23 protein-coding genes and 1 pseudogene are annotated in these 23,051 nt (G+C 43.5%); 9 read left to right on the top strand and 15 right to left on the bottom strand.

Going from position 1 to position 23,051, the window contains the following annotated elements:
* Positions 1 to 15: 15 nt before the first annotated feature.
* From ACLOAU_RS22255 to ACLOAU_RS22245, 3 genes are all read right to left on the bottom strand, one after another.
* On the bottom strand, positions 16 to 2,163 hold the full coding sequence (locus tag ACLOAU_RS22255; protein WP_427864111.1) for a cation:proton antiporter domain-containing protein: 2,148 nt from the start codon (positions 2,161 to 2,163) through the stop codon (positions 16 to 18).
* 25 nt (positions 2,164 to 2,188) lie between these two features.
* Complete coding sequence (locus ACLOAU_RS22250; protein ID WP_427864110.1) at positions 2,189 to 2,776, bottom strand: hypothetical protein; 588 nt, start codon at positions 2,774 to 2,776, stop codon at positions 2,189 to 2,191.
* Positions 2,777 to 3,160: 384 nt separating this feature from the next.
* Positions 3,161 to 3,355: a hypothetical protein gene (locus tag ACLOAU_RS22245; protein ID WP_427864109.1), complete on the bottom strand. Its 195-nt coding sequence runs from the start codon at positions 3,353 to 3,355 to the stop codon at positions 3,161 to 3,163.
* A gap of 200 nt (positions 3,356 to 3,555) precedes the next feature.
* On the opposite strand from ACLOAU_RS22245, the gene ACLOAU_RS22240 reads away from it, so the two are divergent.
* Entirely contained in the window at positions 3,556 to 4,938 is a 1,383-nt protein-coding gene (locus ACLOAU_RS22240; protein ID WP_427864108.1) for a sigma-54-dependent transcriptional regulator, read from the top strand.
* 11 nt (positions 4,939 to 4,949) lie between these two features.
* Here ACLOAU_RS22240 and ACLOAU_RS22235 read toward each other — a convergent pair whose 3' ends face one another.
* From ACLOAU_RS22235 to ACLOAU_RS22185, 11 genes and pseudogenes are all read right to left on the bottom strand, one after another.
* Positions 4,950 to 5,177 (bottom strand): hypothetical protein, encoded by a 228-nt coding sequence (locus tag ACLOAU_RS22235; protein ID WP_427864107.1) that lies wholly within the window; start codon positions 5,175 to 5,177, stop codon positions 4,950 to 4,952.
* A 223-nt stretch (positions 5,178 to 5,400) separates the two neighbouring features.
* A complete protein-coding gene (locus ACLOAU_RS22230; protein WP_427864106.1) occupies positions 5,401 to 5,778 on the bottom strand; it encodes a response regulator transcription factor in 378 nt (125 codons plus the stop codon).
* Positions 5,775 to 7,856, bottom strand: a complete 2,082-nt coding sequence (locus ACLOAU_RS22225) for an ATP-binding protein (RefSeq protein WP_427864105.1) — start codon at positions 7,854 to 7,856, stop codon at positions 5,775 to 5,777. The genes ACLOAU_RS22230 and ACLOAU_RS22225 overlap by 4 nt, the downstream gene beginning before the upstream one ends.
* Positions 7,837 to 10,551, bottom strand: coding sequence for a CheR family methyltransferase (locus ACLOAU_RS22220; RefSeq protein ID WP_427864104.1), 2,715 nt, complete (start codon positions 10,549 to 10,551; stop codon positions 7,837 to 7,839). The genes ACLOAU_RS22225 and ACLOAU_RS22220 overlap by 20 nt, the downstream gene beginning before the upstream one ends.
* Before the next feature lie 68 nt (positions 10,552 to 10,619).
* The gene (locus ACLOAU_RS22215) at positions 10,620 to 11,708 is read right to left on the bottom strand and encodes a chemotaxis protein CheB (protein ID WP_427864103.1); all 1,089 of its coding nucleotides are present in this window, start codon (positions 11,706 to 11,708) and stop codon (positions 10,620 to 10,622) included.
* Positions 11,709 to 11,930: 222 nt separating this feature from the next.
* Positions 11,931 to 12,269: a Rieske 2Fe-2S domain-containing protein gene (locus ACLOAU_RS22210; RefSeq protein ID WP_427864102.1), complete on the bottom strand. Its 339-nt coding sequence runs from the start codon at positions 12,267 to 12,269 to the stop codon at positions 11,931 to 11,933.
* Positions 12,233 to 12,382 carry a hypothetical protein gene (locus ACLOAU_RS22205; protein ID WP_427864101.1) on the bottom strand — a complete coding sequence of 50 codons (150 nt, stop codon included), beginning with the start codon at positions 12,380 to 12,382 and terminating at the stop codon, positions 12,233 to 12,235. The genes ACLOAU_RS22210 and ACLOAU_RS22205 overlap by 37 nt, the downstream gene beginning before the upstream one ends.
* Before the next feature lie 106 nt (positions 12,383 to 12,488).
* Positions 12,489 to 14,621, bottom strand: coding sequence for a catalase (locus ACLOAU_RS22200; RefSeq protein WP_427864100.1), 2,133 nt, complete (start codon positions 14,619 to 14,621; stop codon positions 12,489 to 12,491).
* A gap of 38 nt (positions 14,622 to 14,659) precedes the next feature.
* Positions 14,660 to 15,196, bottom strand: a complete 537-nt coding sequence (locus ACLOAU_RS22195) for a YciE/YciF ferroxidase family protein (protein WP_427864099.1) — start codon at positions 15,194 to 15,196, stop codon at positions 14,660 to 14,662.
* A gap of 169 nt (positions 15,197 to 15,365) precedes the next feature.
* Positions 15,366 to 15,938: an MDR/zinc-dependent alcohol dehydrogenase-like family protein gene (locus tag ACLOAU_RS22190; protein ID WP_427864310.1), complete on the bottom strand. Its 573-nt coding sequence runs from the start codon at positions 15,936 to 15,938 to the stop codon at positions 15,366 to 15,368.
* Positions 15,939 to 16,103: 165 nt separating this feature from the next.
* Positions 16,104 to 16,433, bottom strand: a pseudogene (locus tag ACLOAU_RS22185) (alcohol dehydrogenase catalytic domain-containing protein); the annotation flags it as partial.
* A 232-nt stretch (positions 16,434 to 16,665) separates the two neighbouring features.
* Here ACLOAU_RS22185 and ACLOAU_RS22180 point away from each other — a divergent pair.
* On the top strand, positions 16,666 to 17,061 hold the full coding sequence (locus tag ACLOAU_RS22180; RefSeq protein ID WP_427864098.1) for a hypothetical protein: 396 nt from the start codon (positions 16,666 to 16,668) through the stop codon (positions 17,059 to 17,061).
* Positions 17,062 to 17,078: 17 nt separating this feature from the next.
* Here the strand turns inward: ACLOAU_RS22180 and ACLOAU_RS22175 are convergent, their stop codons facing one another.
* Positions 17,079 to 17,279 (bottom strand): KTSC domain-containing protein, encoded by a 201-nt coding sequence (locus ACLOAU_RS22175; protein ID WP_427864097.1) that lies wholly within the window; start codon positions 17,277 to 17,279, stop codon positions 17,079 to 17,081.
* A gap of 130 nt (positions 17,280 to 17,409) precedes the next feature.
* On the opposite strand from ACLOAU_RS22175, the gene ACLOAU_RS22170 reads away from it, so the two are divergent.
* The 7 genes from ACLOAU_RS22170 (at position 17,410) to ACLOAU_RS22140 (ending at position 22,927) form a co-directional block, all read left to right on the top strand.
* Positions 17,410 to 17,919: a CinA family protein gene (locus ACLOAU_RS22170; protein ID WP_427864096.1), complete on the top strand. Its 510-nt coding sequence runs from the start codon at positions 17,410 to 17,412 to the stop codon at positions 17,917 to 17,919.
* Positions 17,920 to 17,921: 2 nt separating this feature from the next.
* Entirely contained in the window at positions 17,922 to 18,587 is a 666-nt protein-coding gene (locus ACLOAU_RS22165) for a DUF6766 family protein (protein ID WP_427864095.1), read from the top strand.
* Positions 18,588 to 18,811: 224 nt separating this feature from the next.
* On the top strand, positions 18,812 to 19,279 hold the full coding sequence (locus tag ACLOAU_RS22160) for a hypothetical protein (RefSeq protein ID WP_427864094.1): 468 nt from the start codon (positions 18,812 to 18,814) through the stop codon (positions 19,277 to 19,279).
* Between the two features lie 42 nt (positions 19,280 to 19,321).
* Positions 19,322 to 20,185, top strand: a complete 864-nt coding sequence (locus tag ACLOAU_RS22155; protein ID WP_427864093.1) for a chromate resistance protein ChrB domain-containing protein — start codon at positions 19,322 to 19,324, stop codon at positions 20,183 to 20,185.
* 40 nt (positions 20,186 to 20,225) lie between these two features.
* The gene (locus ACLOAU_RS22150) at positions 20,226 to 20,744 is read left to right on the top strand and encodes a hypothetical protein (protein WP_427864092.1); all 519 of its coding nucleotides are present in this window, start codon (positions 20,226 to 20,228) and stop codon (positions 20,742 to 20,744) included.
* A gap of 8 nt (positions 20,745 to 20,752) precedes the next feature.
* Entirely contained in the window at positions 20,753 to 21,922 is a 1,170-nt protein-coding gene (locus ACLOAU_RS22145; protein WP_427864091.1) for a chromate transporter, read from the top strand.
* A gap of 348 nt (positions 21,923 to 22,270) precedes the next feature.
* Positions 22,271 to 22,927, top strand: a complete 657-nt coding sequence (locus ACLOAU_RS22140; RefSeq protein WP_427864090.1) for a hypothetical protein — start codon at positions 22,271 to 22,273, stop codon at positions 22,925 to 22,927.
* Positions 22,928 to 23,051 lie beyond the last annotated feature (124 nt).

The following is a 23,051-nucleotide window of genomic DNA, read 5'->3' as shown; positions in this document are numbered from 1 at the left end:
CTGATTCCGGGTTCACTACTTTCTTGTGAAGAGTTTTTCAATTTCCTTGCCCAGTCCCTGTATATCCACAGATCCATCCAGAATGGGGTTGTGCGCGCCGGCAAAGAAATCATCCTGAACATCTGCTTTTCTTTGTGAAGGATAGATCAGTAAAAAATTATTTTGCCTGAAATATTTATCCAGGTAAGAAAATATTTTATCCATGTGAGGATTATGGGAAATACCTTCTTTACGACTCAATACAAATGTGAGCAGGTCATTTGCTCCTACCTCCCTGCTTAAAACCAGCAGGTCTTCCCAGCGGGTAAATTCAGAAAAGCTATAGCTGATAGGGTTTAACTCGTTGAGTGTTTTAAAAACAGGCTCCAGCTCTCTTGCCGCAAAGAACTTCACCCCACCTCCGCAATTTTTTGCCAGCGTCCACAAGTTGGAAAGCCAATAGTAAAACCCGCTTTCTTTTTCCGCTTGAGGCGGTATCACTACAATATTCTTCTTGATAGTTGAAATAGGTTGCACGGGATTGTATACGTATGTAGTAATCTGTTCATTGGTTAATATCCCATTGATCAAATGAAAACTTTTATCTGAGCTATAAGGCTTTGTGCTATAACCCATGATCAGGTCGGTGATCTTTTTTGCTTTTACTTCACCGCTAATACCATTTATGATCGTATCATAGCGGATCACTTCTTCAATTTCAATATCGGCAGATGCGCCGGTTTGCGTAGCCAGATGCAGCATTTTTTTAGCATTTTTGTCTGATTCATCAGGCGCTTCCTGTTTGTTAATAATATTAAGTGCATACATTTTATCATAGGGATTATGCCTTCTTATATTCAAAGCCAACTGAACTAATTGCTCGGTTTTGGAAAGTGTGTTGACTGCTATAAGAATGTTCATGCCGTCAATATCGGTTGTATCCTCGTGATCTTTTCCGGCTTCCGTTTCTTCAGCCAGCTGCCTGCCTCCTTTCTGAGTAACGAATGAAGCCAGGGTACAGGTGATCAATATAACCAATATAGACCCATTTAATACATCTTCATTCAACAACCTTATAGGTACACCATCAGGGGTTTCCGATATAACAATATTATACCCAACCATTACTGCTGCCAGCGTGGCTGCAGCCTGCGCCACACTTAGCCCGAAAATAACACGCAGCTGGCTCTTACTCATTTTAAATGTTTTGGTGGTAGCCCATGCCGCCAGCCATTTGGCTGTGATCACGCCAAGAGTAAGTACGGCAGCCACTTTTAAAGTTCCTATACTTTTGATAAACACGCTGAAATCTATCAGCATACCTACACTAATGAGGAAGAAGGGAATAAACAGTGCATTGCCCACAAATTCAACCCGGTTCATTAAAGGAGATGTGTGGGGTATCAGCCTGTTAAGTGCCAGGCCCGCTAAAAACGCACCGATGATGCCCTCTACTCCCGCGAGTTCGGCAAGCACCGCCCCGAGATATACCATTACCATTACAAAAATGAATTGCGATATTTTATCACTGATCACTTTAAAAAACCAACGGGCTATTAACGGAAATACCAATAACACAATAAGACCGAATGCCAGTATTGACAAACTCAGGCGAACCCAGAATGCCGTGCCTACATCACCTTTCGTCATACCCACAATAGCAGCCAGTACCAGTAAAGCCAGTGTATCGGTGATCATGGTACCTCCTACGGTTACATTAACAGACTTATCTTTGGTAATTCCCAATTTGCTGGCAATAGGATAGGCCAGTAATGTATGGGAGGAGATAAGACTTCCCAGCAATATAGAAGTCATCCAATCGAAATGAAGTACATAATAACTGGATAAAGTACCTATGATCATAGGAATGCAGAAAGTATACAAACCGAATCCGATACTTTTCCATTTATTTTTTTTAAATTCTATCAGGTCTATTTCCAATCCCGCCAGGAACATAATATACAGCAACCCGGTAGTGCCTGAAACCACAATGCTGCTGTCGCGCTCTAATACGCCAAAACCATTGGGACCGATCAATGCACCGGCAATGATTAACCCGATCAAATGCGGTATTTTTAATTTGTTCAATAATATAGGCGCCAGCAACACAATCAGGATCACAATCAGATACCTTAAGATCGGATCGGATATAGGCAAACTGAGATCAGCAATATTCAATAGCATATAATTCGATATCAATTTTTACAGATTATTTTTTAGAAACAGCAGGGCGTGTTACATCTACTTTAAAAAAAGAACTGCACCCATCGGCCTGGCGGATGATCCGTTCTCCCGAGAGTTTGTTGATACCTTCAAGCTTCAGGTTAACCGTCATAGAAGATGAAAGAGAATCTGTAGCTGTTGGTGGTACCGAGAGCTGGAAACCGTCTCCCTGAAAAGTACCTACGTAAACCCTGATCAGCTTTTCCCCCTGCATGGCCCGTACACTTACCGCTTCATCCCTTTTTATAAACAACCAGGTTTCTTTACGTGTATCTCCTACCGCAAAACCGTTGCAATTCGTTTTGGTACAAAGCATACTTACATCCCATGCACCCGAAAGTGAGTCTGGTAAAGGCAACGAACTGCTATCAGTTAGCAGCAGAGAAGAATCTCTTATAGCAATATTTCTTTTCAGACTATCTTCAAAAAGTTGCAGTTCTTTTTCCTTCAGTATAACCAGGCGCTCCCGCGCGGCGATACTTGACTCCCGCTCATCCAGTTCCTTTTTACGATCTTCCAGTCCACAACCGTAAATACTCAGGATCATTAATAGTAAAGCAAAATTTTTTTTCATGAATCAGGTATATTTTACAAGTTCAGAAAACGAACGTTCAAAAAAATGCGACCTAGCCAGCCGGTACATGTTAGCTATCGGCAATGATGGCGTGGCCGCTAAAATAGAGATATTACAACTAAAATCAATAAATTAATTGCGTTAAAGGATAGTTGACTGTTCCGCAGGGCTGAAAGTTTTCCGTCTCCAGGGTCTCAAAGGAAAAATCGATAGAACAAATGGAAAATCCATTTATGCCTTGCTATCATTAGGCCCCACCAGCGCTGTTAATGGCCTTCTACAGGAGCGAAAATATTTCCTCATAGCGGCTTGCCTGCTTACAATAGCAGTAGTATCATTTACTATTGATTACAGAACTTATTCTTCGCAAGAAAACAGGGTTAGCTAATCTTCCATAAAATTGCTCAACATGGTTTTAATCTGGGTATAATTCTTCCTGATCTCAGCAGTATACTTTTGTCTATCGTCAATACTGATTTCATCTTCTTCCAGTAATGCTGTAGCAATCGCTATATTATTCAGGCAATTTTTTACATCATGAAACAAGGTCACCAGCAAAGTATCAGTCTTATAAGCCATGTTTAGAATTATTAGGTAAAAATACTAAGAATATGGTGCCAACAAAAACGAACTAGTATTAAGGTAAAATATCTACGAATCGTGTATAAAATTCCACAGTTTTAAATTTTAAGTACCTTTAATAAAACTTTGCTTGCAAAAGCGGTTTTTTTTGTTTTATTTACAGTCCCTTACTCTAATGTTGTACCAAACCGCCCGGAATGAAAAGAATACTCATCATAGACGATGACCCATCGACGTGTAATTTACTCGCCTCTTTCTTGAAGAAACATCACTATCTTACCGATACCAGTCTATCGGGAAAAGAAGCACTGAACCTGATACAGGAAAAAAAATTTGACTTGATCTTTTGCGACTATATCCTGACAGATATACGAGGTAAAGAAATGTTTGAAAAGATCAAGCGTATACAGCCTAAGACCTCCGTGATATTTATAACCGGTCATGCAAGTGTGCAGATTGCCGTTGACCTGATGAAGGCCGGTGCTTTCTATTACCTGGAAAAGCCTTTATTCCCGGAGAAAATACTCGAGTTAATGCAATATGCGTTTGAGTCGAGCGAACTGCCGGATATAGCTTCCAGAAGCGCTTCACAGGCCGATGACGATTCCTACGTAAAAGGCGTCAGTTCTGCATCAGAAATGTTATACAGCAATGTAAGCCTTATTGCGCCCACTAACTATAGCGTGATCATTTGCGGTGAAACAGGTACCGGTAAGGAACGCCTGGCCAGACAAATACACCTGGAAAGCAAAAGAGCGCATGGCCCTTTTGTAGCCGTTGATTGCGGCAGCCTGTCAAAAGAGCTTGCTGCCAGTGAGTTGTTCGGTCATGAAAAAGGTGCGTTTACCGGCGCTATACAAAATAAAACTGGCGCATTTGAAATGGCAGACGGTGGTACTTTATTCCTGGATGAAATCGGTAATCTGTCTTACGATGTACAAGCCATGTTATTAAGAGCTATACAGGAAAAACATATCCGTAAAGTGGGAGGCAGCAACGAAAAGCCGGTCAATACACGCATCATCGTAGCCTCTAATAAAAACCTGTATGACCTTGTAAGGGAGCAGCGCTTCCGCGAAGATCTGTTTCATCGCCTGAATGAATTCACAATAGTAATTCCTCCGTTAAAAGAACGGGAAGATGATCTTGGGCTTTTTGTTGAATCATTTATAACTATGGCTGAAAAGGAACTGGATAAAAAAATTCTTCGCCCCGCACCTTCCTGCATTGAGCAGCTGGGCAATTATACCTGGCCCGGTAACGTAAGAGAGCTTAAAAATTTTATAAAACGTATCTGCCTGCTTACACCAGCCGGCACTGCCATCTCAGAAACGCTTGTTGAGCGTGAATTGAGCCAGCTCTCATTATCAGCACAGGTTGAAAAAGCGGAGGTTACCGAATCGGATATTGCTACCGATCATGACCTGAAAAATGCTTCACAAAAAGCAGAATACCGCAAGATCATGGAAGTACTAAAGCGCGTACAGTACAATAAAACTAAGGCAGCAGCGCTGCTGAATATAGATCGTAAAACCCTTTACAACAAATTAAACCTTGAGAAAAAGTCAGGTCAGGCGTAACTATAACATAGTTAGTTACCGGCGGATACAAAGGAGCTTGCGTCAGGAAATTTTTTATCGGTAATTACAAATGTTCGGGCGCCCTCAATAAATTCTTCGTGCCACTCCCATTCGTCTAAGTTTACCGGCAAATGAGTGGTGGCCAGGTAATGGATACTATTAGCAGTAAAGCAAACTTTTTGCACCGGCGGTTTGGCTTCTGCCCTCGTTATATCTCCATCTGAAAGAAATCTCTTCATAAAGTTTTTGTTTAGATTGAATGACAGGACTTAACGTTGACGTTAAAATAATTATTATGTCAGCGACACGATCCTCATTATCATTACAAAAACAAAATACATGCCTTTTAAAAATATATTCATTACCCGCAGGCCAAACGGCTATATAAAAGATTTAATGGGAAGAAAACAGAAAAACGGGTATTTACGTGAGGTATTTATTCTACGTTATGTAGAGCAAATACTACGACGAAAGTGGTAATTTCATAGTTGCTACCAGGTTGCCTACCACCATAAGTAATTCTTTTATTTCAAATGGTTTTTCCATAACTGCATCAGCACCGGCCGCAGAGGCCAGGTTTCTTATTTGCGGATTAGCAGATAGCATCAATATTGGTATAGCACTGGTTTGAGGACTTGCTTTTAACTTACGGCAGAGTTCCAACCCGTCCATATCCGGCAATTGTTTATCTAAAATAAAAATATCAGTTTCAGCGCTTAATTCAGCCAACAAACTTTCAGCTGAGCCATGTAACGAAACCGAATAGCCGGCCTTCTCAAAAATAAAGCGGGCCACTTCCAGTATCCCAAGGTCATCCTCCACAAATACAATTTTTTTCATACTCCATTTAAGTTGATAGACGGAATGGCAAAATAAAAAGTTGTGCCACTTCCGAGGATACTTGAAACTCCTATGGCGCCATTGTGGCGCCTGATAATTTCACCACAAAGGTATAGTCCCAATCCTATACCTGACCTACCCGACTCAAGTAAGCCTGCCGAACGATAATATTTATCAAAAATCTTTTCCTGGTCTTTTTCAGAAATCCCTATTCCTTCATCTGTTACGCACACTTTTATATTGTTTTCCGACTGATCGCAATCAATTGTAATAGTACTGCCTTGAGGAGAATATTTCACTGCGTTAGAGATAAGATTATTTAATACCTGGCCCAGCGAAGTTTTATCGCCATAGATCCAGGCCATTTCACAAGGATTAAAAACAAACCTGAAATGAGGCGCTGCCAACTGATTTTCTTTAACTTTCTCGCTGATCATTTCATTAATATCCATTTTTTCGAGATTCAAAGAATACTCCTGTCGCTCCAGCTTGGTGGTATCCAGAATGGTACCCACCAGATTTACAAGCCGGTCTATATGAAGGTTCATCCTGCCAATCATATCTGCCAACTCTTCTGCATTACCTTCTTTGGATGTTTGCTGCACCAGCTGGCCATAAGCCTTTACGCTGGTCAAAGGTGTTTTCAGTTCGTGGCTGGCAATACTAATAAATTCATCTTTTTGCTGCTCCACTGCTTTCTGCCGGCTAATGTCTACCGAAACCACGATGGCACCTATAGGTTGTTTCAGGCTGTCGAAGAGGGGCGCTGCATAATTGGTTACCCATATTACTGACCGGTCTTTTCTCTTCAAACGCTTGTCCACCTCGAAGGGTTGTCCCGACTCAACCATGCCATTAAAACCGGCAAAGGTTTTATCCAGGTCATCGGGATGTACAATATCTTTTACAGTAAACTGCATCAGTTCTTCAGCAGTATATCCCAGCATCCGGGCAAAATAATTGTTGGTGAAAAGGATTTGCCCGTCAAGGCTAAGCTTGAAAATCCCTGATACACTTTGGTTCACTATAGCCTTGTAGTTCTCTTCAGATGCTTTTAATTTTTCTTCAGCTTCAAGATGGGCCAGTTTATTCCATGCCCTGCCTGCCAGTTCGCTGAGCAGGGATACCTGGTCGTTAAACCAATGGTAAGGACTAGTATGATACACGCAGAGCATATACCGGATCTGCTGATCTCTTACAACGGGAACATATAAGGCGGTGCGCATTAATCCCAATGCAGGTTCTTTGGGTATGGTAGGCTCAGTATCTTCCTGTTGCAGTATTAGTGGAATAGCCTGCGAAAGCTGCACCAGATTGCTTTGACTTACCAGCGCCGATAACTGTAAAATGCCTGCAGGAAGAGGCTGAGACACTTCCTCCCATCCGGCAACAAGTTGCAGGGTATCCTGGTCTTCTTCAACCTTCAGAAACGTGCAGGCATTGACACCCAGGTAAGTGCGTGCATTTTCACCAATGGCGTCTACAATTTCTTTCAAGCTCCCTGCTTTGAGCAATGCCACACTACAATAAGCCAGAAAAGACTGGTTCACATCATGCCTTTTGCGCTCGGTAATATCGGTGAGCAGGATCATGAAACGGTCGCCTTCCATTTGCGTTACAAACACATCCAGCCAACGATCCTCGTTCATCCGGGTCTCAAAGCGTGCAGGGCTACCATTTTCTTTTACCTGCTCGCAGTACCTGAACCAGGGCTGATCCCGCGCCGGCAGCTTTTCTACTTTTTGATTCTTTACAGGTTCCTGGTTTGCACCGGTAATATGAATCCAGGCAGGGTTTACATGTATGGGCTGTAAATCAGTAACCGCCTGTGCTTTATTACGCACCAGCTCACATATCTGCACGCCCTGGTCGATATTATCAAAGAGAAAACGGTAACGGGCTTCGGACTGCCTAAGGGCCTGCTCCGAAAGAATGGCATCCTCCATAAGATTCAGAGCCGCCAGGCGGGCCTCCTTAAACTCCTGGTTAGCTTTCTGAAGTTCCTTCAGGCGCCAACGGTCTTTTAGGTCGCCCAATGTGGCTTCATTTTTATTTTCGTCAGGTTTGTTGTCCATCATCCGTATCGTTTTCAATGGAGAAGCGATAAATTTCAGGTTCACCCAACCGTCGCTTCAATTCATTTACTTCTTTTTTTAGTTCGATCATACGGGTTTCCCTGCTGATCATCGCCTTATTGAACCTTGTAAGTTCTTCGATGGTTTCTTTTAACTTCTCCTCAGCGATTTTGCGGGTATTGATATCAATAAAAGTCACAACAATTCCATTGATCCGGTCATCTGTTGTACGGTAGGGAAATAAACGCATCAGGTATACCTGGTTATCTGTAGTAGTTACTTCCTTTTCTACCATTGTCAATTTATCCAACACCGCTTCTGCATCTTTTAGCAAGTCACTATAAGTCAGCCTGCTCGTAATATCCGTAATGAGCCTCCCGTAATCACTAAGTATCAGATTAAAAATGTTGCGGGCGGCCGGCGTAAATAAAGCTACCCTGAAACCTCTATCCAGAAAAATCGTACCAATATCGGTAGAGTTGATCAGGTTCTGCAAATTGTTAGCGAAAAGACTGGTCTCTCCTATTTTTAATTTCAATTCCTCGTTTACTGTTCGCAGCTCTTCGTTGATGGATTGCAATTCTTCCTTGTTGGTCTCCAGCTCTTCTGCAGCCGAACGCAATTCTTCATTCATCGCCTGCAGTTCTTCATTGGATGCTTTTAGTTCTTCTGCCTGAAATTCATGCTGCTCGTTGGAGAAACGCAGCTGTGTTTTTAACCTCGCTAATTCGTCTTCCAGGTGTTTAGTCACCGGTTCGTCTGTAATCCTGGCTACCTCCTGTTCTTTACCAGTTGCAATGCCAAAGATGATAAGGAAATAGGGCTGGCTATTATCCATATTCACCACGGGCCTTACCAGGATATGAATAGTTTCCTTGCGTTCCCCCAGGTCTACCTCCAGCCCGCTGGTACTCACCGCTGTTTTGCGCTGCGTGGCCTGGTATAACGCTGTTCTCAACTCAGGTCTTAACTCGGGACGGATCAACCTGAGGATATTGCGCGTCATATTTCCCCCGGCCATCTGGAGGTATTGCCCCGCAGTTTCCGAAAGATGTACCAGATCGTACTCTTCATTAACCAACAACGATGGAGGTGCATATTGCTCCAACAATTGCAGGTGCAGATTCCCCATCGATAAGGTTTCGCGGGCAGCATCTGATTCGGGGTTACCAGTTTCGGATGCAGTAATCTTATTTAGTGCTGCCGTGGCACGCGGTTCTGTTGACGCATAAACTCGGCCACCCGAGCGCCGGCTCTGGAAGATGTGATGCTCACGACTGTAAATAGAAAACAGTCCTGAAGCCAGATCTACTGATTCAGAGGAGCCTAGCAACAGAAACCCCCCGGGATCTAATGCAAAATGAAAAGTATTGATCACACGGTCTTTGGCTACGCGATCTAAATAGATCAACACATTGCGGCAACTCACCAGGTCGAGGTGTGAAAAAGGAGGATCTTTCAGAAAACTATGATTGGCAAACATGATGGTCTCCCTTATTTCTCTCCTGATGCGAAACATATTTTCTTCCCTGGTGAAAAAACGCCTTACCCTTTCAGATGATACGTTAGACAATTCATTAGCGGTATATAAACCTTCCCGGGCAGTGCTAATAGCTGCAGTATCAATGTCGGTAGCAAAAATCTGTATCTTGGGCAGGTCTTTAATATCAGCTGTTTTTTCAGCACATAAAATAGCAATGGTATATGCTTCTTCCCCTGTAGCACAGCCGGGTATCCATATCCGCAGGGGTTCCTCTTTTTTCTTTGCTTTTAACAGCATGGGTAAAACTTCCTGTTCGAGGGTTTCAAATGCCTTCACATCACGGAAAAAACTGGTAACCGATATCAGCAAGTCGTTTACAAGGGCTGCTACCTCTTCCGAATGATCTGTAATAAAAGCCGCATAGGATGTAAGGTCAGGCAATTGATGTACAGCCAGTCGTCGTTCTATCCGCCTCAATAAAGTAGGCTTTTTATAATTAGTAAAATCATGCCCCGTATGATGAATGATTTCGTTGAAGATTTGTTCCAACGCCTGGTGCTGCCGCTCCGGGGTAGTCGCCGGAGTTGCCTGTACCAGTGTATTACCTTTTTTAATGGCATGGATCCTGGAGGGTATTTCGCCGGCGGATAAAATTTCATCTACACATTCGGTAACAATAGCATTACGGCACATTTCGCTCTGCTCCGCCTCTCTTGGATTTTGTGTAAAAATAACTCCGCCACTCTTTTTGATGCTTCGGATACCCATGGCTCCGTCGGATCCTTCACCTGAAAGAATAACCCCGATCGCATTCATCCCGAAGAAGGATCCCATCTGCTCCATTAAACGATCAATAGGATTCAACTCTTTTGCTGATTCGGTCGTTACTAACAGGTAGTCTTCTTCCATCCGCCATCCATCAAGGTGCGAAAAGATATAGATATGATTAGGAGCAAATTCGATCTTTCCTTTGGCGAGGGTTACCGGTAAAGAACTTATGTTTTTTAATGACCGGACAAGGGTTGCTATTTCATTAGCGTCAAGGTGAGCCATTATCAAATAACATGCATCACCGGGAGTTGTATGCCTGAAAAAATCCTCCAGCGCCTTGGGGCCTCCTTTCGCTGCACCCAGCACTACCGCTAAAAAAGAACCCGACCCATTACTATCGCCTGTATGATCACCACCGTCCCGTCTATTGAGTGGTTTTTCCATGCCGCTTAAATTAATATGATTGGTAATTGATACGCGCAATATAAAACCTACAGTTCAGAACCCGGTTATTATGCCGTTTTGTTTTTCCCCATATTCAGCTCTTCTGTAATCCGCTCCCTGGTTAGCGCCTCCTGGTTGCTGATAATATTACGCACCTGTTGCGACCGTTCTTCCGCCTCTTTGGCTTTCTTAAAACAGAAAGCAGCTTTAGCGGGTTCATTATCCTCGGCATAATGGTCGCCCATATGATTCAACAATAAAATGCTTTCTTCCATACCCCGCATCGCACTGTACAATTCCTGTTCTACCTGTTCAGTCAATCCCGACAATAAGGTGTCGGCAGAATACGCATGGCCGGTATGGCAACGATAACGGATAATGTTTCCCTCTTTAATGAGGGCCAGCACACCATGACATTCGGGACAGGAGAAAGGACTTAATTCGCCAAGACTAAAGGCTTTCATACCAGCGCCTTTTACGTCCCCGGCTATATCCTTTTCCAGCTTCACCGGCACCGGCTCCGGCTTCGACCTTCTCGCCGGCATTCGTTGTTGGGTAATCTTTAATAGTAAGGCCGGGAAATCGGCAGCAGGCACACAATGATCGACCGGGGTGTCCCGTAATGCATTCTGTGGCATGGATGGGATATCGGCGTCAGCCGGATCCTGAACAATAGAGATGCCACCATTATTCTTGATAGTCCAGAGACCTGCAACCCCATCATCTAGCGCCCCGGATACAATAACGCCTATGACACGGTTCCTGTAGGCATAGGCCGCGGAGCGGAACAGCGGATCTATCGCAGGCCTGAAACGGTTTTCTTTAGGACCACGTGTTACCCGCACATGCCCCTGCTCTATCAACAGGTGATGGTCGGGTGGCGCTACGTAAATGCGTCCCGGCGCTATCGGCTCATAGTCGAGCGCATGCGCCACTTTCAGAGAAGTAAGAGTACCTAATAATTCAGGCAGGATACCGCTGGCATCGGGCGACATGTGCCAGGCTATAAAAACGGGTGACATAAAATCTGCAGGCAGGCCTTTAACGAACGCCCTTAATGCATTTACACCACCCGCAGAGCCGCCAACCACAATGATCCTTTCCTTTTCGCCCAGCACTTTTTCCTGTGCCGGCCCTGCATCTTTTTTTATTTTCATATGTTATTGATCGGTTTAACGGTTTCAGCTAATAATTTACTCCCGGCTAAAAATTCCCTATACGCTCTAAAAAACCGGTTAAATGCCTAAGTTAATGGCTTTATACTTATGTGCATAAAAAAGGAGCGCAGTTTGCTCCTTTTTTATGACCGTAAATTATTGAAGTATGTATACATCCTTCCCTGTTGCTGCACTCTGAATTTTATACGACAGGTATGTTTTTTAGCTGGTCGAGGCTGGTTCTTCAGCCAAATGTACCCGTTCCAGGTCTTTTACAGCCGGCGCATTCAGTACTTTGCCATTAATATTAAACCTGGATCCCTGGCAGGGACAATCCCAAGTTTTTTCCGCATTGTTCCAAACCACGTTGCAATGAACATACGTACAGGCACAACTCACAGCTTGCAACTGCCCACCATTATCCTTGTACATAGCATAAGCCTCGCCATCATAATTCACTACTTTGGCCTGGTCTTTATTTAGCTCCACCAAAGATTGGATCTTCTCGACAGAAAGCTTATCCTTTATAAAGCCGGATATAAAATCGGCGCCCTGCTCCACAAATTGGCTACTGCTTTCCCTATACCACTATCACCGCCGGTGATCAGTAACCTTTTGGATTGCAGCTTACCGGAGCCTTTACCCAAAGGGTCGGTTTCCGGTACAGGTTTCATCTGACCTTCTAACCCGGGCCTCGACTGCTCCTGTGGCGGGTTTACTTCTTCCTTAAGTTTTAACTTCGATATACAAAATATTGCTTTATTAGAATGATAACAATGGTCATGCAGCCACCACAGGTGTTTCTTCCCGCTCCCAAAAGCGATGTTGTGCTACAGCGTGTATAAATTCCTGCGTATTGCCATCGGTTATAATGCCTGCACTATTAATTGCCTCCTGGGGTAACGCAATTTGTAACAGTGCATTGCTGGTTTCAGGAGCCCCGATAGCTTTACAATGTTTGAAAGCTTCGGCTACAAAATGCACCGCATCTTTACAACTTGCCAACAGGGCTGTATTGGAATGATCAGCTACAAAAACCGCATCATACAAAACAGAGGAAGTGATCAGGAAACTTTCGTCAACTTTTACCAGTTCGCCATTATTACTGCTGATAAACCCTTGCTTGGGTGCGACTACTTTACAGCTAGCTCCGGCCTCAACCAGGGTGGTTTTAAGTTGTAACAGAGCCTCAGCGTTTACGCCATCAGCCGCCAGTAAAGCAATCCTGCGCGTCTTGATATCTTTAATGGTATTTTGCATACTTAATGCTTCAGATACAGCTACAGGCAGCTCTCCTTTAAAAGAATGATGCGATTCCGGATCACCATCTGCAGGGATACTCCCGGTAATAGGTTGCGACAATTTCTTAGGAACCAGTCCCAGGTTAGCGGCTACTATATTGGCCAGGTCCGCATCTACTTCCAGCAACATATCTACAATTCTTTGCCTGATACCTTCTACCATTACTTTTCCCAGTTCGAAAGAAAAAGAATTTTGTATATGGCGCTTCTCTGCTTTGGACTGACTGTTGTAAAACAATGTAGCCTGACTAAAATGATCAAAGAAGCTCTGGCTACGCGCTCTTACTTTTTTCGCGTCGATCCGCTCCTCATAAGAATGAAAGCCACCTTCAGCCATCTTGGCCTGGAAGGGGCAGCCACCAGCCAGTGTGTTGGGATTATAGGCCACTTTACCTTTATTGATCTGCATGCGGTGCATACCATCACGCTGGTGATTATGCACTTCAGGAATGGAACGGTTAATGGGTATTTCGTGGAAATTAGGACCGCCCAAACGCGATAGCTGTGTATCGGTATAGGAGAACAATCTACCCTGTAATAAAGGATCATTGGTAAAATCGATACCCGGTATGATATGGCCCGGATGAAAAGCGATCTGCTCCGTTTCGGCAAAGAAATTATCAGGGTTCCGGTTTAATGTCATTTTACCGATTCTCTTTACAGGAACCATTTCTTCGGGAATGATCTTAGTGGGATCCAGCAGGTCAAAGGGGAAATTATGTTCATCCTCTTCAGGCACAATCTGCACGCCCAGTTCCCACTCGGGATACTGGCCCTGGTCAATAGCATCCCAAAGATCCTGCTTGTGAAAATCGCTGTTCTTTCCGGATATACGCTGTGCTTCATCCCACGCTACCGAATGTACACCCAGCAAGGGCTTCCAGTGAAACTTGACAAAGCTGGCTCTATTTTCGGCATTAATAAAACGGAAGGTGTGTACGCCAAATCCTTCCATCATCCTGAGGCTGCGCGGAATAGCCCTGTCGCTCATGAGCCATTGTATCATGTGCATACTTTCTGGCATTTGCCCTATAAAGTCCCAGAAAGTATCATGCGCTGACGCTGCCTGCGGAATTTCATTATGAGGTTCGGGTTTTACGGCATGCACCAGGTCGGGAAACTTCAACGCATCCTGTATAAAAAATACCGGCATATTATTACCGACCAGGTCATAATTTCCTTCCTGCGTATAAAATTTTACGGCAAAACCCCGTACATCCCTGGGCATATCCGTTGATCCCCTGGAACCTGCTACCGTAGAGAACCTCACAAATACAGGTGTTTTTGCTGATGTGTCAGTAAATAATTTAGCTTTTGTGTAGGGCTCCATTGATTCATAGAGTTCAAAATAACCATGCGCTCCCGAACCTCTTGCATGAACAATCCGCTCAGGAATACGTTCATGATCGAAATGTGTTATTTTTTCGCGCAGGATAAAATCTTCCAGCAACGTAGCGCCCCTGTCTCCCGCTTTTAAAGAATTCTGATCATCATTTATTTTTAGCCCCTGGTTGGTATTCAGATATTCACCCTGGTGATTGCTGGTATAGGCTTTTAATTGCTCGGCCTTGGGATTATTACCATTATTATAGCTTTTATTATTGTCTTCCATGTATACGGTGTTTGAAATTTTTATTGAAAAAATGAATACTATGCATGGCTGGCAGCCGACGCATTGAGATGCGTATCGGCTATTCCAGATAAAATCTGGTCCGACTTCTTTTCTTCTGTTAGTGTTTTGAGAAGAAGATCTAATGCCTGCTTTTCATTCAGCACTTTTGCATAAGCCGCCAGGGTTCCATAAGAAGCAATTTCATAGTGCTCCACCAGCTGGCAAGCACCAATAATTGCGGCATCACGAACGGGGCCTTCTTCGGCCTGGCTAATGGTTGCTGCGCCTTCTTTTAAAATGCCCTGTAGCCCTTCGCATTTAACTGCGCCTGCTTTTTCATTTAAGGCTGAGAATATCTCTTCCAACCTCGTAACATGCATTTGTGTTTGTGCAATATGCTCGGTTATAGCCGCCTGTAACTCCTGCGAATTACTTTGCTCTTTCAATTGGGGTAAAGTCTTTACCAGCTCCGATTCGGCCCAATAAATAGTTTGAAGGCGTTGCCTTAATAAATCAGCTAATCCCGCCGAAGTAGGCCGGGTAGCTTTTCTGGTGGTTGTAGCTGCTTTTGCCATAATAAAAATATATCAATAAGGTTTAAGTATGTGTAGATCGCAACAAGAATAAAGCCATGACTGCTTTAAAAATTTAGCTCAGTGATTTGCATTGCTTCGCGCGGTGTAGAGCCGGCAATTCCACAACTAATGGTTTTATGCGTGTAAATAATTCCACAAAAGAGGAATCTTACTTCCAGGGATCTAATACCACTTTTACACAATTGTCTTGTTTTTTATTAAAGATTTCGTAGCCGTGTGCGATCTCCGAAAGTGGCAAACGGTGCGTAATAATATCATCCAATTTCACCTTACCTTCTGCTACATAACCCATCAGCATATCGATATATTTATGAGCAGGCGCCTGACCGCCTCTCAGGATAATACCCTTATCAAAAAACTGGCCTATAGGAAAATTGTCATAGGTAGTTGGGTAGACCCCTAATACCGACACATAGCCACTTCTTCTCACCGCACTCATACATGCTTCCAGCACTTTAACCGAACCTGCTTCGAAATTAATCACTGCTTTCGCTTTCTCTAATATACCCCTCGAAGGCTCAAAGCCCACTGCTTCAATGCATAGATCTGCTCCACGGCCTTCTGTCAGGTCCCTGATCTGTGCCACCACATCCTTAGCGCCGTCTTCCCATAATATAGTATGGCAACCGGTAAGCTGGGCTGCTTTGTGCAGCCGATACTGTAATGTATCCACAATGATCACTTTGCCTGCATCGCGTAGTATAACACTTTTAGCGGCCATGATCCCTACCGGACCAGCGCCAAAAATTGCAACCGTTTGCCCGGGTTGCAACTCACCCCAGTCAACACCCGTATAATCCGTAGGAAAAATATCCGTAAGAAACAACACCTGCTCATCGGTGAGATTTCCTGGTACAATACGGGGACCATAATCCGCATAAGGTACCCGCACATACTGGGCCTGACCGCCATCATATCCGCCATACAAATCACTGTAGCCAAATAGTCCGCCTCCCTTCTCCGTCACTAATCCACCTTCGGAACCGTAATGTTCCGGGTTGCTGTTTTCGCAATTTCCAGGCACATCATGCTGGCAAAAAAAGCAACGGCCACAAGCCACGGGGAATGGCACTACTACCCTGTCTCCCTGTTTCAAATTGTTAACTCCTTTGCCCACTTCTTCTACAATGCCCATAAACTCATGGCCCATGACCATGGGACGCACCTGGGGGATACCACCACTATATAAATGCAGGTCGGATCCACAGATTGCTGTAGCGGTTACTTTTTAAATAATATCGCGATCATCCTGAATCGCCGGATCATCAACGGTGTCATAAGATATATTGCGGGGGCCTTTGATCAGTGCTGCTTTCATGTAAGTATGTTTAGAAGGTTAAAAAGAAGTACTACCCAAATTCTTTGCCACTTACCGGCCCTGCAAAGTTTGCGATGCACTCCTAACCGGAACGTTAATTGCACATATATCATTTCCTGAATACTCAACAATGAAAAGAAGCCGCTTTATTGTACATCTGTTGTGGATACAGGGTATCTATTATGCACTCACTGCCACTTGGCCACTGGTACATATTGACAGCTTTATGATGGCTACCGGACCTAAGCAGGACATATGGCTTGTAAAGACCGTAAGTGTACTTATTCTCTGCATGTCCCTTGCTTTACTTTATGGCGCCTGTTATAACACTGATTACAGGCTGATCCGTTTGATAGCGGCATCTGCAGCTTTAGGTTTGATGGTAATAGATGTTTGGTATTACCTGCAAGGTGTGATTAAATGGGTATACCTGCTGGATGCCTTTACAGAACTGGTACTCATTGCGTGTTGGTGTATGCATAAGATCCCCCGCAGTCAGCTATTCCGTAATAGTTCGCGATACTGAGCCTCGCATCACTGCATTCATTCATTAACCCGCTCAAAGGCATAACGGTTCTTTATAAACTGGTTGAAGTAAATGCCTTTACTACCCAACCTTTTAAATGATTCGAATATAGACAGTGGCACCCCTTTATACACGTATATCATTCCCGATACAAATACGATTCGCAGTATCTGCTCCTCTTTATCATAACCATAACTGGCAATAACCGAAGATGGCATTGGATGCTTTGTTTACTGATAATGCTATTACTGCTCTGCACCAAAATTTATGCCTTTCATCCAAAAAAAAAATCTGCATCTTCTTTTTAACCGGCAAGCGATTCGGTATTAAAATTGTCTGCCCTTCTTTATGAACAATGAACTTATTTCAAAGACTCTCAGCAATCAGCTGGAGCTCATCAAAAAATTTTGTATTCAAAATGGTGAAACGATCGCGACAGCAGAAAGTGTAACTTCTGGTGCCATACAGTTTATGTTAAGTACAGCAAAAGAGGCCCAACAAATTTACCAGGGCGGTATTACTGTTTACAATTCTGCCCAGAAAGCCATTCACGTAAAAGCAGACCCGGTATATGCGGAAAAAGTAAAAGGGGTAAGCAGCGAGCTCAGTACACAGCTGGCCCGGTCAGCCTGTACGCTCTTTCGATCACAGATCGGCATTGGCATCACCGGCTTTGCCACCCCTGTTCCGGAAGAAGGTATCAACGAGGTGATGGCTTATGTGAGCATTATGAGGAATGGCGCATTACTGGTCAACGAAAAATTAGTACCCAAAAGCAAAGGCCCGGCAGCGCAATGGGAGTTTGCAGAAAACGCCATTCATCGGCTGGCCAACATTTTATCCAATACGAAACACTAACTATGGCATCAAAACATCCCTTTTTAAAAAGAAACGGCTTGAGCATAGCTTTGCTATTGCTGATGCTGTTTTCGCTGGCCGGACAATTTTTAACCGGCTGGTCGGATAAGAACAATGAACTGATTTTAAATGATGAACAACAACTGAACGCCTGGGCCTATTTACAGAGCGGCCATTTTATACAGGCAACTTTTGAAAACTGGGAAAGCGAGTTTTTGCAAATGGCCTTATATGTGTTGCTCACCGTAAAATTGTTCCAGGTAGGATCATCTGAATCAAAAGACCCCGATAAAGAAGAAGAAGTGGACCGTGAACCCAAAGTTACACCAGACGCGCCTTCACCCGTAAAAAAAGGGGGCGTTTGGTTATGGCTGTATAGTCGTTCATTAAGCATTGCTTTTACATTCTTATTCCTCGCATCCTTTGCCCTCCATTTTTATGGCAGTTTAAAAAACCATAACGAAGAGCAGCTGCAAGATAGATTACCCACTGTGCCCTGGAATCAATATATCGGGGAGAGCGGTTTTTGGTTTGAATCTTTCCAAAACTGGCAAAGCGAATTTCTAAGTGTGGCGTCTATTGTTATTTTATCCATCTGGCTACGCCAGAAAGGTTCGCCCGAATCCAAACCTGTAGATGCGCCGCACTCCGAAACGGGTGGTGGATAAGTTTAAGTTCTAATTAATGCCGGGAGATTAAAACGGCAGCATTTTTGACTCAATGTTTGTAAAGCATAAGTCACATACATGTATAGCTTTTTCGTGGTGAGGTTATTTATAGAAAAATATAGTAGCTTAAAACAACTCCCAATGAGCAGCGACCACATCCAGGTGTTCATGTATTTTAATAAATGAGCTGTAAAATGTATTAAAAGGATTTGAAAATTATCATTATGACTACAAAAACAAACCACCTGCAGGAGGATACATCGTCAGAAAAGATGGCCACTTTATCCGACCTGGTTAATAAAGCAGGAAAAAAAGGTTATGGCGCCAACTTCAATGTCAATCCCAATGGCATGCTCTGGGACAGCAAGGACCAGTATTACGAACCCGCTGAAGTTAGTATAGATGACTTTTACCGGTTTGAAGGGGAAAGCGACCCTGCTGATAGTGCCATTCTTTACCTGATCAGCACTACAGATGGTAATAAAGGCACCCTCATCGACGCATATGGTGTATATGATGATGCCAACTCATCCGAATTCATCCGGCAGGTAACAGACATTCAAAAGCAAAAACAGCGGCTGGAGATAAGTCCAAGAGATCGTAACCGGTATATTGCTGCAGCGGCTTTGTTGGCTATAAGCGGCCTCTTATTCATAACTATGGGCACAAAAAGAAAACACCGGTATTTCTAACCATCCTTCAATTTACAGCAACTTCCTGATTATCTTTATTGAATGAAATGGATAACGAGGGAGCGTCCGAAAATTGACCGGTTGGCCTGTCCCTGGCTGATCAAAAAATTTGTAGATACCGACGCGCAATTTTTATATGTGCCCTTTAAAGATGTAATGACCATTGCGCAGGCTGAGAACGCCATTCCTTTTGACATACCCGATGTGGAATATACCCATTATGGCGACCAATGTACTTTCGATTATATTATAAAGAAACACCAAATTCAAGATTCCGCAATAACGATCATAGCCAATATTGTTCGTGGAGCCGATACTGACCGGCACGATATTGCCAATGAAGCGGCAGGTCTTTTAGCCATTTCATCAGGACTGGCTTACAATATTGCTGATGATTACAAGCTATTGGAAATGGGCAACCTTATTTATGATGCCTTGTACAGTTGGGCCAGTCATTTATACCAGCAAAAACATCTGCAAAACAGTCCTTTTGAAAACCTGTTACATGAAGTGTATCTTAAATTTCTTAAATCTAAAAGTACCGCCAGGCAACCCCAATGGGTAATAGAGTTAAAAGAAATGATACAAGACCAGGTGGATGCGCAAATGAGCATTGATTTCAAAAAGTTATCGTCAGAACTGGAACTAAATCCATCGTACTTGTCCAGGGAATTTTCCAAATATTTTGATGACCTGAATTTCGGCGATTATGTAAGAATGAAACGGATTGAGAAAGCCATAGAACTCATGACCAATCCCCGCATTTCGCTTACGGAGATCTCCTATCTTACAGGGTTTTCCGACCAAAGTCATTTCACCCGTATATTCAGGAAGCAGCTGGGTGAAAGTCCGTCTCAATTCCGAAAAAATTTAAAAAAAGTAAACAACATTCCAAAAGGTAAATAGCCTTCTATTTATGGACGTCGAGGATATTTAGGTTTGCATCATGCAATACTTCAATAAACCCCTGACCCTATTTTTATTCAGCATTTTTGTGCTGATATGGCAACCCGCTTATTCCCAGGCAGTCGAAACCTTTCCCAAAATTACCGGTTATGCCAGTATCATGCACCCAATTGTGGTGATCAATAAAGAACACACCAGTACCAACTTCGATGGTTATTACCAGGTTTTTTTCCCCTTTGGCATCAACATCTGGAAATCGAAAAAAATAGGTTTCTCTATTGAACTGGCGCCGGGCGTCAGGGCTGAAAATGGAAGCAGCAAGATGAACAGCCTGCTCATACATCCGGGAGTATTGGTTAACCTGGGTAAAGGCTTTGGATTTGCGGGACGGCTGGCTTTTGAAACTTCAGGGCGCTATGGCGTCACACCCGTACTTAGTAAAGTGATCAAGAAGAATAAAGGCTCGGCTTTTTATATTGCCACACCCATGCCGGTACGTTTTGGTAACCAACAACCCGGCTCTTTTGCTGTCGGGTTTCAAATAGGTATTTCATTTTGATTTTTTTTATGAAAGAAGAAGCAACATATACATTGCGTCAGCTTATCCTTTATTTTTTAAAGCTGGGTGCAACCGGGTTTGGCGGACCTGTAGCGTTAGTAGGTTACATGCATCGCGACCTTGTAGAGAAACGAAAATGGATACCGGAAGCGGCCTATAAAGAAGGACTGGCCCTGGCACAGCTGGCGCCGGGCCCCCTAGCTGCCCAATTGGGTATTTATATGGGTTTTGTACATTACCGTTTTTTAGGTGCTACTTTAGCCGGACTGGCATTTGTATTACCCTCCTTTGTGATGGTGCTATTGCTGGGTATGGCCTACCGGTTATACGGCGGCCTTCCGTGGATGCAGGCCGTGTTTTACGGTGTGGGCGCAGCTGTAATTGGCATCATTGCGCTAAGCTCTTATAAGCTCACTACCAAATCTATCGGAAAGCTGAACGTACAGTCTGCGCGGGACAACTGGTTATTATGGTTGTTTTTTATAACAGCGGCAGTGATTACTTTTATTACCCGCCAGGAATATATATGGTTGTTTGTAGCCGCCGGCTTCTTATACATGTTCATAAAAGCTCCACCAAAGCGGGCCGGCCGCTCAACTATTAACAGTTTATTCCTCTTACAAGTTGGTTGGACTGTGGCCGAAGACTCTATATTGGCTAAGATCGCTATTTTCTTTGCAAAGGCAGGCGCATTTGTTTTTGGTAGCGGGCTGGCCATTGTTCCCTTTTTGCATGCTGGTGTGGTAGAAGAACATCACTGGCTCACCGAACGACAGTTTCTAGATGCCGTGGCGGTAGCCATGATCACACCAGGCCCGGTTGTCATTACAGTTGGTTTTATCGGATACCTGGTAGCCGGGGTTCCGGGAGCCTCTGTTGCGGCCTTAGCTACTTTTTTACCCTGTTACCTGTTTACGGTCATTCCAGCACCTTATTTCAGCAGAATTGCTAAAAATAAATCCGTTAAATTTTTTGTAGAGGGTATCACTGCCGCTGTTATTGGCGCCCTGGCAGGTGCAGTAGTAGTAATTGCCTCCAGGAGTATCGTAGACGTTCCCACTGCATTGATAGCACTTGGCAGCGTTCTTACACTGGTTTACCTGAAGAAAATACAGGAACCCTATATTATTTTGATTGCTGCCCTGCTGGGGATTATGCTGAAATCATTTTTACCATAAGGAAACCAGTAAATGGCATAGTTATTGCTACTTTATTAGAAATAAAATTTTACAATATTTACCTTAAATAAAGATTTTCTCATAAGCAGTTAGTTTTGGTTGCGACCCCTGTTTCCACAGGGGTCTATTCTTTTTAATTGATGCTGTTAGCTGTTGGAAATTATGAAGAAAAGCGCTTCAAGACGCCGAAAATTTGAAAGAAATCTGCAGGAAGCCTTGCATTAACGTGCCGCACAGATAGCGCTTAATAGTTTCGTCCAGGGAGTCTTACAGCCTTGAACATAGCCGATTTCAAATATCTTCGCATCTATTAACTAACCCAGGCGGGATTACATAACTCGATATGTAATGAAAAAAATCAGCACATTACCAACAATAATCTCCATTTTACTGGTCTTTTTAAGCTGCACCAATGAGCAGAAAAATAAACCCCGAAAAGAAAGCTCCGGACAACTATCTTCCATCGCTCCAACCGAAAAGCGTGCGGCATACCTGTTATCCCCGGAAAACAAAAAAGATGAGACCGTGCCCTTAGCTAATAAAGATTATTTAGATAGCAGCTGGGCAGGCAAAACCACCTCCGAAATCGCTCCTTACCATCTTCACACTTGTTTTGGCGGAATGGTTGCAGGACATTCCGAAAATGGCAAATATGCTGTTGCCGCGTATACGTCAACAGTTAACCAATGTCAAAAGGGTAAAAATAAAATAGTGCTGGAGAAGTTGCTGAAGCATGACGCTCAGGGGAAAGCGCATTTTGAGATCAAAGATGAATTAATAGTCACCAGTAATTACCCCAAAAGATGCTACTCGACCGTTGTACTGCAATTGCAGGGAGACACTGCTGAGAGAAGTTATTTGATAGCATACGAAGACAATAATAAATCCGTATTGAAAAATGTGTATCAGATTTGGGAGATCAATACAATTACCGGGAAGTTTATTAAAATGGACGTACCTAAAAATCTCAAGTGCAATAATCCGGGGTATGCAGACGGCTTATAAATTAAGGCTAACTTATAAAGCTATCAAAGGGATGAAGCAACCAGGCTTATTAGCTAGCACGCCGATAAATCAACTATTTCGTTTTCAAAATAACGGGCGTCACTTAAAGGCTACATCATTGCAG

The organism is Paraniabella aurantiaca (assembly GCF_050309965.1).
Taxonomy (GTDB): domain Bacteria; phylum Bacteroidota; class Bacteroidia; order Chitinophagales; family Chitinophagaceae; genus Niabella.
The sequence above is the reverse complement of the archived record's forward strand: the minus strand, read 5'-3'. Positions and strand labels throughout refer to the sequence as shown.

Excerpts from the sequence above, each read along its gene's own strand:
- ACLOAU_RS22255 (WP_427864111.1), bottom strand. The coding sequence starts at position 2,163 with ATGCTATTGAATATTGCTGATCTCAGTTTGCCTATATCCGATCCGATC.
- ACLOAU_RS22250 (WP_427864110.1), bottom strand. The coding sequence starts at position 2,776 with ATGAAAAAAAATTTTGCTTTACTATTAATGATCCTGAGTATTTACGGT.
- ACLOAU_RS22245 (WP_427864109.1), bottom strand. The coding sequence starts at position 3,355 with ATGGCTTATAAGACTGATACTTTGCTGGTGACCTTGTTTCATGATGTA.
- ACLOAU_RS22240 (WP_427864108.1), top strand. The coding sequence starts at position 3,556 with ATGAAAAGAATACTCATCATAGACGATGACCCATCGACGTGTAATTTA.
- ACLOAU_RS22235 (WP_427864107.1), bottom strand. The coding sequence starts at position 5,177 with ATGAAGAGATTTCTTTCAGATGGAGATATAACGAGGGCAGAAGCCAAA.
- ACLOAU_RS22230 (WP_427864106.1), bottom strand. The coding sequence starts at position 5,778 with ATGAAAAAAATTGTATTTGTGGAGGATGACCTTGGGATACTGGAAGTG.
- ACLOAU_RS22225 (WP_427864105.1), bottom strand. The coding sequence starts at position 7,856 with ATGATGGACAACAAACCTGACGAAAATAAAAATGAAGCCACATTGGGC.
- ACLOAU_RS22220 (WP_427864104.1), bottom strand. The coding sequence starts at position 10,551 with ATGGAAAAACCACTCAATAGACGGGACGGTGGTGATCATACAGGCGAT.
- ACLOAU_RS22215 (WP_427864103.1), bottom strand. The coding sequence starts at position 11,708 with ATGAAAATAAAAAAAGATGCAGGGCCGGCACAGGAAAAAGTGCTGGGC.
- ACLOAU_RS22205 (WP_427864101.1), bottom strand. The coding sequence starts at position 12,382 with ATGAAACCTGTACCGGAAACCGACCCTTTGGGTAAAGGCTCCGGTAAG.
- ACLOAU_RS22200 (WP_427864100.1), bottom strand. The coding sequence starts at position 14,621 with ATGGAAGACAATAATAAAAGCTATAATAATGGTAATAATCCCAAGGCC.
- ACLOAU_RS22195 (WP_427864099.1), bottom strand. The coding sequence starts at position 15,196 with ATGGCAAAAGCAGCTACAACCACCAGAAAAGCTACCCGGCCTACTTCG.
- ACLOAU_RS22190 (WP_427864310.1), bottom strand. The coding sequence starts at position 15,938 with ATGGCCGCTAAAAGTGTTATACTACGCGATGCAGGCAAAGTGATCATT.
- ACLOAU_RS22180 (WP_427864098.1), top strand. The coding sequence starts at position 16,666 with ATGAAAAGAAGCCGCTTTATTGTACATCTGTTGTGGATACAGGGTATC.
- ACLOAU_RS22175 (WP_427864097.1), bottom strand. The coding sequence starts at position 17,279 with ATGCCATCTTCGGTTATTGCCAGTTATGGTTATGATAAAGAGGAGCAG.
- ACLOAU_RS22170 (WP_427864096.1), top strand. The coding sequence starts at position 17,410 with ATGAACAATGAACTTATTTCAAAGACTCTCAGCAATCAGCTGGAGCTC.
- ACLOAU_RS22165 (WP_427864095.1), top strand. The coding sequence starts at position 17,922 with ATGGCATCAAAACATCCCTTTTTAAAAAGAAACGGCTTGAGCATAGCT.
- ACLOAU_RS22160 (WP_427864094.1), top strand. The coding sequence starts at position 18,812 with ATGACTACAAAAACAAACCACCTGCAGGAGGATACATCGTCAGAAAAG.
- ACLOAU_RS22155 (WP_427864093.1), top strand. The coding sequence starts at position 19,322 with ATGAAATGGATAACGAGGGAGCGTCCGAAAATTGACCGGTTGGCCTGT.
- ACLOAU_RS22150 (WP_427864092.1), top strand. The coding sequence starts at position 20,226 with ATGCAATACTTCAATAAACCCCTGACCCTATTTTTATTCAGCATTTTT.
- ACLOAU_RS22145 (WP_427864091.1), top strand. The coding sequence starts at position 20,753 with ATGAAAGAAGAAGCAACATATACATTGCGTCAGCTTATCCTTTATTTT.
- ACLOAU_RS22140 (WP_427864090.1), top strand. The coding sequence starts at position 22,271 with ATGAAAAAAATCAGCACATTACCAACAATAATCTCCATTTTACTGGTC.